The 16,257-nt window shown below is 71.5% G+C and carries 17 protein-coding genes and 1 tRNA gene; 7 read left to right on the top strand and 11 right to left on the bottom strand.

Going from position 1 to position 16,257, the window contains the following annotated elements; all coding sequences use genetic code 11:
- Nucleotides 1-12: 12 nt before the first annotated feature.
- The 8 genes from ACZ49B_RS17765 to ACZ49B_RS17730 all read right to left on the bottom strand — a co-directional run bounded on the left by ACZ49B_RS17765 (nucleotide 13) and on the right by ACZ49B_RS17730 (nucleotide 6,495).
- Nucleotides 13-1,212, bottom strand: coding sequence for a S8 family peptidase (locus ACZ49B_RS17765; protein WP_468306531.1), 1,200 nt, complete (start codon nucleotides 1,210-1,212; stop codon nucleotides 13-15).
- 189 nt (nucleotides 1,213-1,401) lie between these two features.
- The gene (locus ACZ49B_RS17760; RefSeq protein ID WP_468306529.1) at nucleotides 1,402-2,658 is read right to left on the bottom strand and encodes an acyl-CoA dehydrogenase family protein; all 1,257 of its coding nucleotides are present in this window, start codon (nucleotides 2,656-2,658) and stop codon (nucleotides 1,402-1,404) included.
- An 8-nt stretch (nucleotides 2,659-2,666) separates the two neighbouring features.
- Nucleotides 2,667-3,710 carry a phosphotransferase family protein gene (locus ACZ49B_RS17755; protein ID WP_468306526.1) on the bottom strand — a complete coding sequence of 348 codons (1,044 nt, stop codon included), beginning with the start codon at nucleotides 3,708-3,710 and terminating at the stop codon, nucleotides 2,667-2,669.
- Between the two features lie 132 nt (nucleotides 3,711-3,842).
- A complete protein-coding gene (locus ACZ49B_RS17750; protein ID WP_468306523.1) occupies nucleotides 3,843-4,754 on the bottom strand; it encodes an MBL fold metallo-hydrolase in 912 nt (303 codons plus the stop codon).
- 114 nt (nucleotides 4,755-4,868) lie between these two features.
- Nucleotides 4,869-5,165: a hypothetical protein gene (locus tag ACZ49B_RS17745; protein WP_468306520.1), complete on the bottom strand. Its 297-nt coding sequence runs from the start codon at nucleotides 5,163-5,165 to the stop codon at nucleotides 4,869-4,871.
- An 83-nt stretch (nucleotides 5,166-5,248) separates the two neighbouring features.
- A complete protein-coding gene (locus ACZ49B_RS17740) occupies nucleotides 5,249-5,569 on the bottom strand; it encodes a DUF202 domain-containing protein (protein ID WP_468306518.1) in 321 nt (106 codons plus the stop codon).
- A complete protein-coding gene (locus ACZ49B_RS17735) occupies nucleotides 5,566-5,964 on the bottom strand; it encodes a YidH family protein (protein ID WP_468306516.1) in 399 nt (132 codons plus the stop codon). Before ACZ49B_RS17735 ends, ACZ49B_RS17740 begins: the two co-directional genes overlap by 4 nt.
- Before the next feature lie 9 nt (nucleotides 5,965-5,973).
- Complete coding sequence (locus ACZ49B_RS17730) at nucleotides 5,974-6,495, bottom strand: NUDIX hydrolase (protein ID WP_468306513.1); 522 nt, start codon at nucleotides 6,493-6,495, stop codon at nucleotides 5,974-5,976.
- Between the two features lie 85 nt (nucleotides 6,496-6,580).
- Between ACZ49B_RS17730 and ACZ49B_RS17725 the strand changes: the two genes are divergently transcribed.
- Together ACZ49B_RS17725 and ACZ49B_RS17720 are read left to right on the top strand one after the other, a co-directional pair.
- Nucleotides 6,581-8,236, top strand: a complete 1,656-nt coding sequence (locus ACZ49B_RS17725) for an FAD-binding dehydrogenase (RefSeq protein ID WP_468306510.1) — start codon at nucleotides 6,581-6,583, stop codon at nucleotides 8,234-8,236.
- A 205-nt stretch (nucleotides 8,237-8,441) separates the two neighbouring features.
- Nucleotides 8,442-8,645, top strand: coding sequence for a hypothetical protein (locus ACZ49B_RS17720; protein ID WP_468306508.1), 204 nt, complete (start codon nucleotides 8,442-8,444; stop codon nucleotides 8,643-8,645).
- A gap of 127 nt (nucleotides 8,646-8,772) precedes the next feature.
- On the opposite strand, the gene ACZ49B_RS17715 is transcribed toward ACZ49B_RS17720, so the two are convergent.
- Complete coding sequence (locus tag ACZ49B_RS17715) at nucleotides 8,773-9,204, bottom strand: ASCH domain-containing protein (RefSeq protein WP_468306505.1); 432 nt, start codon at nucleotides 9,202-9,204, stop codon at nucleotides 8,773-8,775.
- A gap of 194 nt (nucleotides 9,205-9,398) precedes the next feature.
- On the opposite strand from ACZ49B_RS17715, the gene ACZ49B_RS17710 reads away from it, so the two are divergent.
- The 3 genes from ACZ49B_RS17710 to ACZ49B_RS17700 all read left to right on the top strand — a co-directional run bounded on the left by ACZ49B_RS17710 (nucleotide 9,399) and on the right by ACZ49B_RS17700 (nucleotide 13,656).
- Nucleotides 9,399-10,346 (top strand): hypothetical protein, encoded by a 948-nt coding sequence (locus ACZ49B_RS17710; protein WP_468306503.1) that lies wholly within the window; start codon nucleotides 9,399-9,401, stop codon nucleotides 10,344-10,346.
- Nucleotides 10,347-10,457: 111 nt separating this feature from the next.
- On the top strand, nucleotides 10,458-12,002 hold the full coding sequence (locus ACZ49B_RS17705) for an APC family permease (protein ID WP_468306500.1): 1,545 nt from the start codon (nucleotides 10,458-10,460) through the stop codon (nucleotides 12,000-12,002).
- Nucleotides 12,003-12,219: 217 nt separating this feature from the next.
- Nucleotides 12,220-13,656, top strand: coding sequence for an amino acid permease (locus ACZ49B_RS17700; RefSeq protein WP_468306497.1), 1,437 nt, complete (start codon nucleotides 12,220-12,222; stop codon nucleotides 13,654-13,656).
- An 81-nt stretch (nucleotides 13,657-13,737) separates the two neighbouring features.
- Here ACZ49B_RS17700 and ACZ49B_RS17695 read toward each other — a convergent pair whose 3' ends face one another.
- Nucleotides 13,738-14,097: a zinc ribbon domain-containing protein YjdM gene (locus ACZ49B_RS17695; RefSeq protein ID WP_468306495.1), complete on the bottom strand. Its 360-nt coding sequence runs from the start codon at nucleotides 14,095-14,097 to the stop codon at nucleotides 13,738-13,740.
- A 95-nt stretch (nucleotides 14,098-14,192) separates the two neighbouring features.
- Nucleotides 14,193-14,277, bottom strand: a tRNA-Leu gene (locus tag ACZ49B_RS17690).
- Between the two features lie 168 nt (nucleotides 14,278-14,445).
- Here ACZ49B_RS17690 and ACZ49B_RS17685 point away from each other — a divergent pair.
- Complete coding sequence (locus ACZ49B_RS17685) at nucleotides 14,446-15,771, top strand: M20/M25/M40 family metallo-hydrolase (protein ID WP_468306492.1); 1,326 nt, start codon at nucleotides 14,446-14,448, stop codon at nucleotides 15,769-15,771.
- 129 nt (nucleotides 15,772-15,900) lie between these two features.
- The gene (gene chpH / locus ACZ49B_RS17680) at nucleotides 15,901-16,134 is read left to right on the top strand and encodes a chaplin ChpH (RefSeq protein WP_468306490.1); all 234 of its coding nucleotides are present in this window, start codon (nucleotides 15,901-15,903) and stop codon (nucleotides 16,132-16,134) included.
- Nucleotides 16,135-16,257: the final 123 nt, after the last annotated feature.

Below are 16,257 nucleotides of genomic sequence, written 5' to 3'. Positions count from 1 at the left end.
TCCGGTCTCCCGTTACGGGGCGACCTTCAGCAGCTTGTTCGCCGTGCCCGGCGACGGGTTGCTCACCGCGCCCGCCGTGGCCGCGCCCGTCAGCGCCGCGGCCGTCTGCGCCGGGGTCGAGGACGGGTGGGCGGCCAGGTAGACCGCCGCGGCGCCCACCACGTGCGGGGTGGCCATGGAAGTGCCGGAGATGGTCTTCGTGCCGGTGTCGCTGTCGTTCCAGGCGGACGTGATGTCCGAACCCGGTGCGTACAGGTCCACCACGGAGCCGAAGTTGGAGAACGAGGACTGCTGGTCGTCGATGGTGCTCGACGCCACGGTGATCGCCTCCGGAACCCGCGCGGGGGAGCCCTTGCCGGCGTCGGCCGACTCGTTGCCCGCCGCCACGGCGAAGGTGACGCCCGAGGCGATGGCCCGGCGCACCGCCTCGTCCAGCGCCTCGTCCGCGCCGCCGCCCAGGCTCATGTTGGCCACCGAGGGCCCCGAGTGGTGCTGGGTGACCCAGTCGATGCCGGCGACGACCTGCTCGGTGGTGCCGGAGCCGTTGTCGTCCAGCACCCGCACCGCGACCAGCTTCGCCTTCTTGGCGACGCCGTGCGCGGTCCCCGCTATGGTGCCCGCCACGTGCGTGCCGTGGCCGTTTCCGTCGTCGGCGCTGTCGTCGTTGTCCACCGCGTCGAAGCCGGACGTCGCGCGGCCGCCGAAGTCCTTGTGCGTCGTGCGTATGCCGGTGTCGATGACGTACGCCGTCACGCCCTCGCCGGCCCCGTCGGGATAGCTGTACTTCTTGTCGCCCGCCTTGGCCGTCTGGTCGATCCGGTCCAGACCCCATGAAGGCGGGTTGTCCTGAGTGGCGTTGATGGTGAACTTCTTGTTCTGCACGACCTTTCCGACCGCCGGGTCCGCGGCGAGCCGCTTGGCCTCGGTCTCGCTCAGGCCCGCGGCCGAGAAGCCGTTGACCCCGGAGCTGTAGGAGCGCTTCAGCTCGCCGCCGTACTTCTTGGCCAGCTGTTCCTTGTTCGCGGATGCGTCGAGTATGACGACGTAGCTTCCGCTGATCGCGCCGGGCGCGCCCAGTCCGTAGACCGTGCCCTCGGCCGGTGCCGCCGCCCCCGCGAAGGGGGTGGCGAACAGGGTCACGGCGGCCGCTGTGGCGGCTCCCGCGCCGACTGCTGCGTACCGGAAACCGCGCGAACGCTTGTGAGTTGCCATCTGGAGGGTTCTCCTCATGTTGACGTGTGGGGCGTCAAACCTTCTGGAGAACCCTGATCCGATTGACAGGCGCAAATCAAGAACGCCTCGGCGTGGCGGGGTTGTTCAACAAGGTTTCTTAAAAGGCCTCCCGCATCGCCTTCACTTCGCACATGGGTTCATGCGAACTCCCGCACGATTCCCACACGTTCACGGGCGACCCGCGTACTTCTTCAACTCCCGGTGCGCCAGCGAACGCTGGTGCACCTCGTCCGGTCCGTCCGCCAGCCGCAGCGTCCGCGCCGCCGCCCACAGTTCGGCGAGCGGGAAGTCCTGGCTCACCCCGCCCGCGCCGTGCAACTGCACAGCGTCGTCCAGGATCCGCACCACCGCCCGCGGGGTCGCGATCTTGATGGCCTGGATCTCGGTGTGCGCACCCCGGTTGCCGACCGTGTCCATCAGCCAGGCCGTCTTCAGGACCAGCAGGCGCAGCTGCTCCACCGTGACCCGGGCATCCGCGATCCAGTTCTGCACGACGCCCTGCGCGGCCAGCTCCTTGCCGAAGGCCGTACGGCCCACCGCGCGCCGGCACATCAGCTCGATGGCCCGCTCCGCCATGCCGATCAGCCGCATGCAGTGGTGGATCCGGCCCGGGCCGAGCCTGGCCTGGGCGATCGCGAAGCCGGAGCCCTCCTCGCCGATCAGGTTCGCGGCCGGCACCCGGGCCCCGTCGAAGACCACCTCGGCGTGGCCGCCGTGGTCGTGGTCCTCGTACCCGTAGACCGTCATCGCCCGGCGCACCTCGACGCCCGGGGTGTCCCGCGGGACCAGGATCATCGACTGCTGGCGGCGCGGATCGGCGCCTTCCGGGTCCGTCTTGCCCATGACGATGAAGATCTTGCAGTCCGGGTTCATGGCCCCGGAGATGAACCACTTGCGACCGGTGACCGTGTACTCGTCGGCCCCGCCACCACTCGCCGAACGCTCGATCCGGGTCTCGATGTTCGTCGCGTCCGAGGAAGCCACGTCGGGCTCCGTCATCGCGAAGGCGGACCGGATCTCGCCGGCCAGCAGCGGCTCGAGCCACTGCTTCTTCTGCTCCTCGTTGCCGAACTGCGCGAGCAGCTCCATGTTCCCGGTGTCCGGGGCCGCGCAGTTGGTGGCCATCGGCGCCAGGTGCGGGCTGCGGCCGGTGATCTCGGCGAGGGGGGCGTACTGCAGGTTGGTCAGCCCGGCGCCGTGCGAGGCATCCGGAAGGCCGTGCTGGTCCACGAAGAAGAGGTTCCACAGGCCCTGACGGCGTGCCTCGGCCTTCAGTTCACCGAAGACGGCCGGGGTGTCCCAGGGCGAGGCCAGTCGCGCGCGCTGCTCGGCGGCGACGGGCTCCGCCGGGTACACGTACTCGTCCATGAACGCGAAGAGCCGTGCGCGGAGTTCCTCGGTCCGGGCGTCGAATGCGAAGTCCATGGTGTGTCTCAGCCTTCCTGGAGGGTGGTCAGACCGTGCTCGATGAAGACCGGGACCAGCTCGCCGATCCGGTCGAAGCCCGCGCCCACCGTCTGCCCGAGCGTGTAGCGGTAGTGGATGCCCTCGAGGATCACCGCGAGCTTGAACCAGGCGAAGGCCGTGTACCAGGCGATCGCACCGGTGTCCCGGCCGGAGCGGGCGGCGTACCGCTCGATCAGCTCGGCCGGCGCCGGATGGCCGGGCGCCCCGCTCGTCGTGCTGACCGGGGAGTCGCTGAGCCCCAGGTCCGAGCTGTACATCACCAGCAGCCCGAGGTCGGTCAGCGGATCGCCGAGCGTGGACATCTCCCAGTCGAGCACCGCCCTGATCGTGTCGTCCGGACCGCCGATCAGCACGTTGTCCAGCCGGAAGTCGCCGTGCACGACGGTCGGGGCGGGGGAGTCGGGCAGGGCGCGGCCGAGCGCGCCGTGCAGCTCGTCGATGCCCGCGAGCTCGCGCCCCCGGGAGGCCGCGAGCTGCTTGCCCCAGCGGCGCAGCTGCCGGTCGAGGAAGCCCTCGGGCCGGCCGAAGTCGCCCAGGCCCACCGCCTCCGGGTCCACCGCGTGCAGGTCGACCAGCGTGTCGACGAGGCCCAGGACCGCCCGGCGGGTGCGCTCGGGGCCGATCGCGGCCAGCTGCCCGGCCGTCCGGTACGGCACCCCGTCCACGTACTCCATGACGTAGAACGGCGCTCCGAGGACCGACTCGTCCTCGCACAGCAGCAGCGGCTCGGGCACCGGCACGGCCGTACCGTGCAGCGCCCGGATCACCCGGTGCTCGCGCCGCATGTCGTGCGCCGTCGCCAGGACGTGGCCGAGCGGCGGGCGGCGCACCACCCAGCGGGCGGTCCCGTCGGTGATCTCGTACGTGAGGTTCGAGCGGCCGCCTTCGATCAGCCGGCCGCGCAGCTCCCCGGACACGAGCCCCGGCCGCTCCCGGTCGAGATGACCGCGCAGCCGCTCCAGATCGAGGCCGCGGGGGCCGGCTGAAGCGGACGCTGACGCTGAGGTCATGGTGCGCACCTCCGTGCGGAGTGGACGAGGACGAGACGAACGAGAGACATCATGCCGACCAGTCGGTATGTCGTCCAGTGTGCAGCGTCCACGAGTACGGGCCGGAGGGATCCTCCGGCCCGTACGGGTGGCTCACGCGTGGCAGAGGATCGGCGTCCCGCCGTTCATCACCGTCATGTCCTGGAGCACCGCCAGTATGTTCAGCGGCGCCCCTTCCGGCTCGCCGGCCAGCTCCGCGTACGCCCGGTGCAGGTTCGCCACCAGCCGCTCGCTCTCCCGCCACGCCCCGAACTCGCCGAGCTCGGCCTCGCGCGCCACCTCCAGCGGGGTCAGCCCCTTCGCCCTGCCCTCCCGGGCGAGTTCGGCCACGTACTGCAGATACCGCTCGGTGGCCTCGTACGCGGACGGGTCCGTCAGCGGCCCGTGGCCCGGTACGACGGTCTCCGCGCCGAGCGAGCGCAGCAGCTCCAGCGCCCGCAGCGAACCGGCCAGCGAGCCCATCGCCAGGAAGGGCGTGCCCTCGGCGAAGACCAGGTCGCCGGTGAAGACGGTCCGCTGCCGGGGCAGCCACACGATCGAGTCCCCGGTGGTGTGCGCGACGCCCGGGTGGACGACCTGGACCTCCGTCTCGCCGAGGTGGAAGGTCATCCGGTCGCTGTACGTGAGGTCCGGCGCGGTGATCTCGATCGCGCCGAAGTCGGTCGCCGGCCAGATCATCTCCAGCTGGTGCCCGGCGGCGAGCTGCTCGGTGCGCGCGTTGTCGTGCCCGAGGACCAGGGCCTCGGGGGCGAAGACGCCGTTGCCGTACGTGTGGTCGCCGTGGTGGTGGGTGTTGACCACCGTGCGCGGCAACGGCACACCGGCCGCCACGACCGCCTCGCGCAGGGCCAGCGCCCGCCGCTCGGTGGCCGCGGTGTCGATGAGCAGGGTCCGGCCGCCGTCGCTCACGAAGCCGGCGTTGTTGAGGCACCAGCCGCCGTCCGGCTGGACGTAGGCGTACACCCCGCCCGCGGGCTGGACGAGGTACGGATCTTCGGCGGTCATCTGCTCTCCCCGGGTCGCTCTGACAAGCGGTCAGCATCCTGCCAGTCGCGGCGGCCTCGGGGGAGGGCGGGGGCCCGCCGGTACGGCCGTTTCGGCGGCCGTACCGGCGTTCCGTCAGTGGTCGTCGTAGTGCCCGTCGTGCTCGGCGTGCCGGTGCCCGTCGTGCACGTAGTCCACGTGATCGCCGTGCTGCACGGCGTCGTGCCCGCAGGCCGGCCCGTGGGCGTGGTCGTGGGCCTCGTGTGCGGTGTGCCCCGCGGGCTCGCATTCGTCCCAGTGCCCGGAATGCTCGCGGTGCAGATGGCCGTCGTGCGCGTAGTCGACGTGGTCGCCGTGGGACACCTCGGTGTGGCCGCAGGCGGGGCCGTGGATGTGCTCGTGGGTGGCGTGTTCCCGGTGCAGGGTCGTCATGCCGCCGAGGCTAATGCGAAACGCCCCTTATCGCCCGTTGTGTCCCAAGCGACGCGGACAAGCCGGATCATCCGATCAGCCGCTCAGAAGATGACCGCCACCGCGAAGACCGACAGCGCCACCGTGCACGCCACCGCCGCCAGCGCCGACCGCGGTGCGAGCCCCGGCGGCCGGGCCGCCGCCAGCTGCCGCATCCGCACGTGCGCGACCCCCAGGAACGCCAGCCAGATCAGCGCGATCACCGCCGCCCCGACCACCTCCACCGGCGAGCCCGACCCGCGCAGCGCCTGCCGCAGCGCCAGCACCGCCGTCACCGAGCACGCCAGCGTCGTACGCCGCCACGCGAGCCGGGTCCGCTCGGGCTGCAGGCCCGCGTCGCGCCCCGCCGCACCGGAGGACGTCACTGCCCGCCCGTCCAGCCCAGCAGCACCACCAGCACCATCGACACCGCGACCAGGCCCACCCCCAGGCTCAACACCACCGGGAACCGGGACAGCGGCAGGTCCTCGCCCCGCCGCATCGCCCGCTCGCACTTCACCCAGTGGTTCACCGCCCGCAGCGCGCAGGCCGCACCCACCACGAGCAGCGCGAGGGACATCCCGACCCGCACGCCCCAGCGCAGGTCCGGCAGGAACTGGTCCACCGCGAAACCGCCGCCCACCAGCGCGAGGGCGGTCCGGATCCAGGCCAGGAAGGTCCGCTCGTTGGCCAGCGAGAAGCGGTAGTCGGGAGTCTCGCCCTCGTCCCTCACCCGCTGCGGCGCGAACCAGAGGCGCACGTCCTTGACGAAGTCGATCACCTGATCAATCTACTGGCCGGACTCCCGGTGCGCGCGCAGTCGCCGGTACGCCTCCAGCCCGTCCGGCACCCACTCCCACCCGCCGTCCGCGACCCGCTCCGCCAGCTCCTCCTCGGAGAGCCACGCGTGCCAGGCGACCTCCGTCTCCTGCGGCCGCACCGGCAGATCACAGCGCACCTCGTGCACGTACGACCACCAGGCGCCGCCCGGACCCTCGTACAGGAACTTGAACAGCGGCACCGGCTGCGCCAGCCCCTGCACGCCCAGCTCCTCCTCGGCCTCCCGCAGGGCGGCCTGCGCGTAGCTCTCGCCGGCGCCCACCACCCCGCCCACGAACATGTCGTGGGCGGAGGGGAAGACCAGCTTCGAGGCCGTCCGCCGGTGCACGAAGATCCGCCCCCGCGCATCCCTGGCCTGTACGAACACACACCGGTGGAGCAGCCCGCCCGCGTACACCTCGCCCCGCGGCGCCTGCCCCGTCACCCGGTCGTCCCGGTCCACCACGTCCAGTACTTCGTCAGCAGCACTCACACGGCTCATCCAACCACCGCTGTTGACTGGTTACCGCTCCGTAGCCAAGGATCTGCCCCACCATCGACCGGAGGACGGGTTCGCCATGACGTGCGACGCAGACGTGATCGTGATCGGGGCCGGGCTCGCGGGCCTGGCGGCCACCGCCGAGCTCGTCGACGCGGGCCGCAAGGTCATCCTGCTCGACCAGGAACCCGAGCAGTCGATCGGCGGTCAGGCGCACTGGTCCTTCGGCGGGCTGTTCTTCGTCGACTCGCCCGAACAGCGGCGGATGCGGATCAAGGACAGCCACGAACTCGCCCTCCAGGACTGGCAGGGCACCGCCGGCTTCGACCGCGAGGAGGACGCCTGGCCGCGCCGCTGGGCCGAGGCGTACGTCGACTTCGCGGCCGGCGAGAAGCGGCCCTGGCTGCACGCCCAGGGCGTGCGCTTCTTCCCGGTGGTCGGCTGGGCCGAACGCGGCGGCTACGACGCGAACGGCCACGGCAACTCCGTCCCCCGCTTCCACATCACCTGGGGCACCGGCCCCGGCCTGGTCGAACCCTTCGAGCGGCGGGTCCGCGCCGGAGTGGCCCGCGGCATGGTCCAGTTCCGGTTCCGCCACCGGGTCACCGGGCTCGCCCGGACGGCCGGCGCCCTCGACACCGTCACGGGCGAGATCCTGGAGCCCTCCGACGCCGTACGGGGCACCGCGAGCGGCCGCGAGAGCACCGGGGCCTTCTCCCTGCGGGCCCAGGCGGTGATCGTGACCAGCGGCGGGATCGGCGGCAACCACGACCTCGTGCGCGAGCAGTGGCCGGCCCGGCTCGGCACCCCGCCGCAGCGGATGCTCTCCGGGGTCCCGGCGCACGTGGACGGCCTGATGCTGGGCATCGCCGAGGAGGCCGGCGCCAGCCACATCAACAAGGACCGGATGTGGCACTACACCGAGGGCATCGAGAACTGGAGCCCGATCTGGGCCAAGCACGGCATCCGCATCCTGCCCGGCCCGTCCTCGCTCTGGCTGGACGCCACCGGCAAGCGGCTGCCCGTACCGCTCTTCCCGGGCTTCGACACCCTCGGCACCCTCGACCACATCATGAAGACCGGCCACGACCACACCTGGTTCGTCCTCAACGAGCGCATCATCGGCAAGGAGTTCGCCCTCTCCGGCTCCGAGCAGAACCCCGACCTCACCGGCAGGTCGGTCCGCGACGTCGTCAACCGCGCGCGGCTTGCCGTCCCCGGCCCGGTCCGGGCCTTCATGGACCACGGCGCGGACTTCGTCGTCGAACGCGACCTCGGCGCGCTGGTGCGCGGCATGAACGCGGTCACCAAGGAGGACCTGCTCGACGAGGAGACCGTCCGCCGGGAGATCGTGGCGCGCGACCGGGAGATCGCCAACCCGTTCACCAAGGACCTCCAGGTCACGGCCATCCACGGCGCCCGCAAGTACCTCGGCGACAAGCTGATCCGCACCGCCGCCCCGCACCGGATCCTGGACCCGAAGGCGGGCCCGCTGATCGCCGTACGGCTCTCCATCCTGACCCGCAAGTCCCTGGGCGGGCTGGAGACCGACCTGTCCTCCCGGGTCCTCACCGCAACCGGCGATCCGCTGCCGGGCCTGTACGCGGCCGGCGAGGCAGCCGGCTTCGGCGGCGGCGGGGTCCACGGCTACCGCGCCCTGGAGGGCACCTTCCTCGGCGGCTGCCTCTTCTCGGGCCGCGCGGCCGGTCGCGCCGCAGCCAGGGCGGTGGGCTGAGGCGGTGGGCTGGGGCCGACACCGGCCCGGGACTCGGCCGCGGCCCGGGCCGCGGCTCCCGCTGGACGGGCGCGGGCGGACGTGCGGGTGCCGGTGGCGTGCTCGAGCGTCGGAAGGGGGAGGGGGACTGCCCCGCGAGCCGGCCGCCACCGGAGTGCCCGCTGCGCGCCGCCCCCGCCCGTGGTCCGGCGCACCCGCGGATCGCGTGACCGACCGAGAGAGCAGAGGGATCCGCATGGGTCCGTCGGCCCGTATCCCCAGCATCCTGGCCGGCCTGGTCCTCGCCGTCGGCGGCGCCTTCATCGCCGCCCCGGCCGCCACCGCCGCCCCCTCCGGCATCCAGGACTGCGAGCAGTACATCGTGCAGCACGGCAAGCAGGTCACGGACGCCGCCGGGCAGGCCTGTTAGGAGGGCACGGTCGGCAACCAGACCAGCTGCGCCGCGACCTGCAGGAGGCCGGTATGTCCGCGAGCGTTGCGGACGGGGCCTGCCGCGCGGCCCGCTAGGACGACACCCCCCAGGGCTGTCAGGGCCGTCAGGGCGTCTGCAGGCGTTCGACGACCCGGAAGCGTTCCGCGACGACCATCGTGTCGTCGGCCACCGTGAACTCCGGGTCGCCGAGCACCTCGCGGATCTCCGGCCCGTTCCAGAACCGCTCGTGGGAAACGCGCCATTCGGCCACGGACGCGTACCCCTCGCCCTCGTCCAGGGCGTGCCGCAGGTCCACCTCCGCGAGCGGCAGAACGCGTACGTCCGTCACTTCCAGGACGGCCACCGGACGTTCCGCGGAGTCCATGACCGCCCTCCGCCCGCCCACCGCCGGCAGGGGTTCGCCCGTGACCTCGTATTCGGTCAGCAATCCGGTCGTCGAGGTCTTCGCGCCGCTCAGCACCGCTGCCACCAGGCTGTCGCGCAGCGGCCCGGGGAAGGCGAACAGGGCCGGCGGGAGATCGTCGTACGTCGTCATGGGCCCACCCTACGGCCAGGCCCGCGGCCGTCGCGAACACGTTGTTCCGCCCCAACTAGGGTCATGTACATACCAGTTGAAACGCGCCACGCAGTGGACTGGACCTTGACGCGGAGCTGTGCCTACCGCTTTGCTGTGCGTGATCATCCAGCCAACCGTCCGCCCGCGCCCGTGCCCTGGAGGGAATCCCGCGGATGTCCCCGCCTCCGCCGCCCCTCGGCCGCGCCCGCAAGCGGGACGCCCAGCTCTTCGACCCGGCCCTCTGCGACACCGAGCTGGTCGACGTACGCGCCCAGTTCAGCCAGGGCCGCTGGGCCAAGGCCCGCTCCCTCCTCGTCGGCACCGGCGACGACTGGGACCGCCGCGGCCACCGCGTCGTCGTACTCGCCGAAACCCCGGCGGCCACCGCCTGGGCCCGCGAATGGCTGCTCGCCGAACCCGACAGCGCCGACGCCGCCACCCTGCTCGCCTGCGCCGCCGTCTTCACGGCGCTGCGCCGCAAGGGCACGCCCGAGGCCGCCGAACAGGCCTGCCGCCGGGCCGCCGCCCTGCTCCCGGCCGACCCCACCCCCTGGCTGGGGCTGCTCATGCTCTCCCGCGCCTTCGGCACCGAGGAGGAGTTCAGCCGCCACTTCGACCAGGTCCGCGCCCGCCACCGCGAGCACCACCACGCCCACCACCTGATGGTCGCCAGGCTGGCCGAGCACACCCCCGGCGCCGGCCACGACCCGCTCCACGAGGTCTACGACTTCGCCGCCTGGGCCGCCGAGGAGTCCCCGGCCGACTCCCCGCTCGCCGTCCTCCCGGTCATCGCCCACGCCGAGCGCTACCGCGTGCTCGCCGCCACCGAGGGCCGCACCCCCGACGGGGCCGCCGCCCACTGGTCGAACCGCCGCGCCCGCCAGGTGCTGCGCTCCGCCTTCGACTGGTGGCTCGAATGGGAACGCGAGGACCACCCCCGCAACCGGGTCGACCTCAACTTCCTGGCCCACGCCAAGCTCTGCGAGGGCCGCCCGGCCGAGGCCGCCGCCCTCTTCCACCGCATCGGCAGCCACGCCACGCCCGCCCCCTGGTCCTATCCGGACCTCGACCCGCACAAGGCCTTCCTCGCCGCCCGCAGCGCCGCACTCGGCACGGCCTGACGCGCACCCCGCTCGACCGCACCCCGCTCGACCGCACCCCGCTCGACCGAACGCTGCTCCACCGCACCGCACCCCGCTCCGCTCGACCCTCCCCCGAAAGGACACCCCGCCATGGCGACGGGCAGATCCACCACGCTCAGCACCGCGCCCGAGATCCGCACCTACAAGGGCCAGGACCGCGCGCTGCGCGCCGACCGCCTCGGCACGGCCGGCCTGCTGCTCTCCGTACTGGCCGCCAGCGCACCCCTGATGGTGGTCGCCGGCGTGATGCCCACCACCTTCGGCGTCATGGGCGTCGTCGGCCAGCCGCTGCTGTTCGTGATCCTCGGCATCGTCCTCGCGCTCTTCAGCATCGGCTACGCCGAGATGAGCCGGCACGTCCACAACGCCGGCGCCTTCTACGCCTACATCGCCCGCGGCCTCGGCCCCACCGCGGGCGCCGGCGCCTCGCTCGTCGCCCTCGTCGCGTACAGCGCCATGCAGGTCGGCGTCTACGGGATCCTCGGCTTCGAGATCTCCGGCCTGTTCGCCACCTACCTCCAGATCAACGTCGCCTGGTGGATACCGGCCCTGGCCGCCGTCGCCGTCACCGGCGCGCTCGGCTGGCTCAAGATCGACCTCAACGCCCGCGTCCTCGGGGTCCTCCTCCTGATCGAGTGCGCCCTCGTCGTCGTCTTCGACGTCGCCGCCCTCGGTGACCCCGGTCCCGAAGGCCTCTCGCTGCACGCCTTCAACCCCGAGACCCTCACCGGCGCCGGACTCGGCACCGCCCTCTGCTTCTGCATCGCCGCCTTCGTCGGCTTCGAGCAGTCCCCGGTCTACGCCGAGGAGACCAGCAAGCCCCACATCGTCGTCTCCCGCGTGATGTTCCTCGCCGTCGGCTTCGTCGCCCTCTTCTTCGCGTTCAGCGCCTGGGCCCTCACCGTCGCCACCGGCCCCTCCGAGGTCGTCAAGACCTCCGCCGAAGCCGGTCCCGGCCTGCTCTTCCAGCTCACCGAGGGGCGCCTCGGCGCCACCTTCACCGACGTCCTGCACGTCCTCTTCGTGACCGGCATGTTCGCGGCCATGCTCAGCTTCCACAACGTGGTCGCCCGCTACGCCTTCGCCATGGGCCGCGAGGGCCTGCTCCCGGCCGCCTTCGGCCGGACCAGCGCGGGCACCGGCGCCCCCGCCACCGGATCCCTCCTGCAGACCGTCATCTCCACCCTCGTCGTCCTCGCCTTCGCCCTCACCGACGACAAGCCCGCCGGCGACCCCACCGCGCCCGTCCTGCACCTGTTCACCTGGATGGGCAGCGTCGGCGCCCTCGGCGTGACCCTTCTCATGGCCGCCGCCTCCTTCGCCGTCATCGCCTTCTTCGTCCGCCGCGGCACCGCCGGCGCCCAGGTCTGGCGGCTCGTCGCGGCCGGCGCCGCCGGAGTCGCCCTGCTCGGCATCGCCGGGTACACGGTGAAGGACTTCGGCGTCCTGGTCGGCGCCGAGGAGGGCTCCGCGCTCAGCTGGCTCCTGCCCGGGATCATCGGCGCCGCCGTCGTGGGCGGGCTGCTGTACGGGGTCGTCCTGCAGCGCAGCCGCCCCGAGGTGCACGCCCGTATCGGCCTGGGGAACGAGGCCTTCCGCCTCGACCAGGCCGCGGAGGCCGCCCCCCGCGACTGACCCCCACCGCCTCGCTTTCGAGCTCGTACGAAGCCCCCGGCACCTGTTTCCATGGTCGCCGGGGGCTTCTGCGCGAGGAGGACGGGTTTTGGCCGTGGCCCGGCCTCATGGTCTCCTGTGTCGACAAAACCATCCGACCTCGCACAGGTGACACCACCCAGCTCCCCTGCGCGGCGGCCCGGACCTGCCTGTCCCACCCACGAAGGCGAAGCCCTACATGAGTGACCGCACCTTGACCGAGGCCCCGGCCCCGGCGTCCTCCCGCCACGTCGACGCCGGTGACGAGGGCTACAGCAAGGACCTCAAGTCCCGCCACATCAACATGATCGCGATCGGCGGGGCGATAGGCACCGGCCTGTTCCTCGGCGCCGGCGGCCGGCTCGCCAACGCGGGCCCCTCCCTCGCGATCGCCTACGCGGTGTGCGGCATCTTCGCCTTCTTCGTCGTCCGAGCCCTGGGCGAGCTCGTGCTCTACCGGCCCTCCTCCGGCGCGTTCGTCTCGTACGCGCGCGAGTTCATGGGGGAGAAGGGCGCCTACACGGCCGGCTGGCTGTACTTCCTGAACTGGTCCACCACCACCGTGGCCGACATCACGGCCGCCGCGACCTACGCGCACTTCTGGTCCATGTTCACCAGCGTCCCGCAGTGGGTCCTCGCCCTGATCGCCCTCGCCGTGGTCCTCACCGCGAACCTGATCTCGGTGAAGTACTTCGGCGAGATGGAGTTCTGGTTCTCCCTCGTCAAGGTCGCCGCTCTGGCGATCTTCCTGGTCGTCGCGATCTACCTCGTCGCCACCAGCCACGACATCGGCGGCCACACCCCGGGCCTGTCCACCATCACCGACAACGGCGGCATCTTCCCGTCCGGGGTCCTGCCGATGCTCCTGGTGGTCCAGGGCGTCGTCTTCGCGTACGCCTCCGTCGAGCTGTGCGGCGTCGCCGCGGGCGAGACCGAGAACCCCGAGAAGATCATGCCGAAGGCGATCAACTCGATCATGTGGCGCGTCGGCCTCTTCTACGTCGGCTCCGTCGTCCTGCTCGCGATGCTGCTGCCGTACACCGCGTACTCGAGCGAACAGAGCCCCTTCGTCACCGTCTTCGACAAGCTCGGCATCCCCGGCACCGCCGGCATCATGAACCTGGTCGTCCTGACCGCGGCGCTCTCCAGCCTGAACTCCGGCCTCTACTCCACCGGCCGCATCCTGCGCTCGATGGCCGTGTCCGGCTCCGCGCCGAAGTTCACCGGCCTCATGAACAAGGGCAAGGTCCCCTACGGCGGTGTCCTGTTCACCGCCGCCTTCGGCCTCGCCGGCGTCGGCCTGAACGCCTGGATGCCGAAGGACGCCTTCGAGCTCGTCCTGAACTTCGCCTCGCTGGGCATCCTCGGCACCTGGGCGATGGTCATGATCTGCTCGCTGTTCTTCTGGCGCCGCGCGCAGGAGGGCAGCCTCCAGCGCCCGTCCTACCGCCTGCCCTGGGCCCCGTACACGCAGATCGTCACGCTGGTGTTCCTGCTCACCGTGCTGGTCCTGATGTGGTGCGACGGCGGCGTCGGCCGCACCACGGTCCTGTGCGTCCCCGTCATCGGGGCCGCGCTCGTCGGCGGCTGGTTCCTGGTCCGCCGCCGCGTGGCGGAGATCGCCGCGAACCGCTGACGGCGCACGGCCGACCGTGAACGAAGAAGGACCCCGCCCGAGGCGGGGTCCTTCTCGTCGTCACGAGACCTGTCGCGACGGTCAGGCCTTCTTGACCACGCCGGACTTCAGCTGCATGGCACCGAAGCCCTCGATCCGGCAGTCGATGTCGTGGCCGTCCACACCGTCGACGAGCCGGATGTTGCGCACCTTCGTGCCCGCCTTGATGCCGGACGGGCTGCCCTTGACCTTGAGCGCCTTGACCACGGTCACGCTGTCACCGTCCCTCAGCACGTTGCCGACGGCGTCCTTGACGACCCGCTCCCCGGAACCGGGCCCGTCCTGCGCGCCGCCCTCGGCGGGAACCCATTCGTGGCCGCACTCGGGGCACACCACCAGGGCGTTCATCTCATACGTGTACTCACAGGAGCATTTCGGGCAAGGGGGAAGGTTCTCGATCACGCCTTCAGGGTAGCCCGCCCGGGAACGGGCCGGAGGAACGCAGGGAACGCCGCAAAACGCGAAGAACCCCACCGAAGTGGGGTTCTCGCTCTGTGTGTCCGAGGGGGGACTTGAACCCCCACGCCCGATAAAGGGCACTAGCACCTCAAGCTAGCGCGTCTGCCATTCCGCCACCCGGACAAGGTGTCTGTCTCGCGTCCCTTGCGGGCCGTTCCGACGTGGAAAACATTACCAAACATTCCGGGGCCCTCGATCACACCCCCCGACGGCCGGGGATCGCCCTTGGGGAGAGCCGTCCCACGCGCGAGGATGGGAGGCAGTCGGCACCGATCAGTGGGAGGAAGCAGCGTGAGCGAGTCGAGCGCGGGCAGGACCGTCTCCGGCGAGGACGAGGTCGTCGACCTCTGCCGGGACCTCATCCGGATCGACACCAGCAACTACGGGGACCACTCCGGACCCGGCGAGCGCAAGGCGGCCGAGTGGGTCGCGGAGAAGCTCGCCGAGGTCGGGCTGGAGCCGCAGATCTTCGAATCCCACAAGGGGCGCGCCTCGACCGTCGCGCGCATCGAGGGGGAGGACCCGTCGAGGCCGGCGCTGCTGATCCACGGCCACACGGACGTCGTGCCGGCGAACGCCGCCGACTGGACGTACGACCCCTTCGCGGGCGAGATCGCCGACGGCTGCGTGTGGGGCCGCGGCGCCGTCGACATGAAGGACATGGACGCGATGACGCTGGCCGTCGTACGCGACCGGCTGCGCAGCGGCCGCAAGCCCCCGCGGGACATCGTGCTGGCCTTCCTCGCCGACGAGGAGGCGGGCGGCCTGTACGGCGCCCGGCACCTCGTGGACAAGCACCCCGGGCTGTTCGAGGGGGTCACCGAGGCGATCGGCGAGGTCGGCGGCTTCTCGTTCACCGTCAACGAGAACCTGCGGCTGTACCTGGTGGAGACCGCCCAGAAGGGCATGCACTGGATGCGGCTCACGGTGGACGGCACCGCGGGACACGGCTCGATGACGAACAACGACAACGCCATCACGGAGCTGTGCGAGGCCGTGGGCCGCCTCGGCCGCCACCAGTGGCCGGTCAGGGTCACCAAGACCGTACGGTCCTTCCTGGACGAGCTCTCCGACGCGCTCGGCACCCCGCTCGACCCCGACGACATGGACGCGACCCTGGCCAAGCTCGGCGGCATCGCCAAGATGGTCGGCGCGACGCTGCGCAACTCGGCCGCCCCGACCATGCTCGGCGCCGGCTACAAGGTGAACGTCATCCCCGGCCAGGCCACCGCGCACGTCGACGGCCGCTTCCTGCCCGGCTACGAGGACGAGTTCTTCGCCGACCTCGACCGGATCCTCGGCCCGCGCGTCAAGCGCGAGGACGTGCACGGGGACAAGGCCCTCGAGACGGACTTCGACGGGAAGCTCGTCGACGCCATGCAGGGCGCCCTCAAGGCCGAGGACCCGATCGCGCGGGCGGTCCCGTACATGCTGTCGGGCGGTACGGACGCCAAGTCCTTCGACGACCTCGGCATCCGCTGCTTCGGCTTCGCCCCGCTGCAGCTGCCGCCGGAGCTGGACTTCGCCGGGATGTTCCACGGGGTGGACGAGCGGGTGCCGGTGGACGGGCTGAAGTTCGGCGTGCGCGTGCTCGACCGATTCATCGACAACTGCTGAAAATCGGGAACGTGTGCGTTTTCCACTGAGAAGAGTGAATGCGCTCATACGCTCGTAGCCCTGGTGATCCCTCCTCGTTACAGGTGGTGCGGTCCGCGGCTGGGACCGCATTGCCAACTAGGAGGAACAATGTTCAAGAAGGTTGTCGCCGCTGCGGCTGCCACCGGTGGTCTGGTTCTCGCGGGTGCGGGCCTGGCCCACGCCGACGCGGAGGCCCAGGGCGCGGCCATCGGGTCCCCCGGTGTCCTGTCCGGCAACGTCGTCCAGGTCCCGGTCCACGTGCCCGTGAACGTCTGCGGTAACACCGTCAACGTCATCGGCCTGCTGAACCCGGCCTTCGGCAACACCTGCGTCAACGCCTGACGCGTCTGAAGTCTTGGGCCCCGGAGCGCATTCCAGCGCTCCGGGGCCGCCGGGGTTCCGGGCCCGGCTGTTCGTCCACAGCAAGGGGACGACGACCAACGCAACACAAAATCCCGACCACCC

The sequence above is a fragment of the Streptomyces sp. NPDC031132 genome (genome assembly GCF_055570595.1).
This window is presented reverse-complemented; position numbering and strand designations above follow the sequence as displayed.

Bases quoted from the DNA above. Each gene is read 5' to 3' on its own strand.
- ACZ49B_RS17765 (WP_468306531.1), bottom strand. From the start codon at position 1,212: ATGGCAACTCACAAGCGTTCGCGCGGTTTCCGGTACGCAGCAGTCGGC.
- ACZ49B_RS17760 (WP_468306529.1), bottom strand. From the start codon at position 2,658: ATGGACTTCGCATTCGACGCCCGGACCGAGGAACTCCGCGCACGGCTC.
- ACZ49B_RS17755 (WP_468306526.1), bottom strand. From the start codon at position 3,710: ATGACCTCAGCGTCAGCGTCCGCTTCAGCCGGCCCCCGCGGCCTCGAT.
- ACZ49B_RS17750 (WP_468306523.1), bottom strand. From the start codon at position 4,754: ATGACCGCCGAAGATCCGTACCTCGTCCAGCCCGCGGGCGGGGTGTAC.
- ACZ49B_RS17745 (WP_468306520.1), bottom strand. From the start codon at position 5,165: ATGACGACCCTGCACCGGGAACACGCCACCCACGAGCACATCCACGGC.
- ACZ49B_RS17725 (WP_468306510.1), top strand. From the start codon at position 6,581: ATGACGTGCGACGCAGACGTGATCGTGATCGGGGCCGGGCTCGCGGGC.
- ACZ49B_RS17715 (WP_468306505.1), bottom strand. From the start codon at position 9,204: ATGACGACGTACGACGATCTCCCGCCGGCCCTGTTCGCCTTCCCCGGG.
- ACZ49B_RS17710 (WP_468306503.1), top strand. From the start codon at position 9,399: ATGTCCCCGCCTCCGCCGCCCCTCGGCCGCGCCCGCAAGCGGGACGCC.
- ACZ49B_RS17705 (WP_468306500.1), top strand. From the start codon at position 10,458: ATGGCGACGGGCAGATCCACCACGCTCAGCACCGCGCCCGAGATCCGC.
- ACZ49B_RS17700 (WP_468306497.1), top strand. From the start codon at position 12,220: ATGAGTGACCGCACCTTGACCGAGGCCCCGGCCCCGGCGTCCTCCCGC.
- chpH (WP_468306490.1), top strand. From the start codon at position 15,901: ATGTTCAAGAAGGTTGTCGCCGCTGCGGCTGCCACCGGTGGTCTGGTT.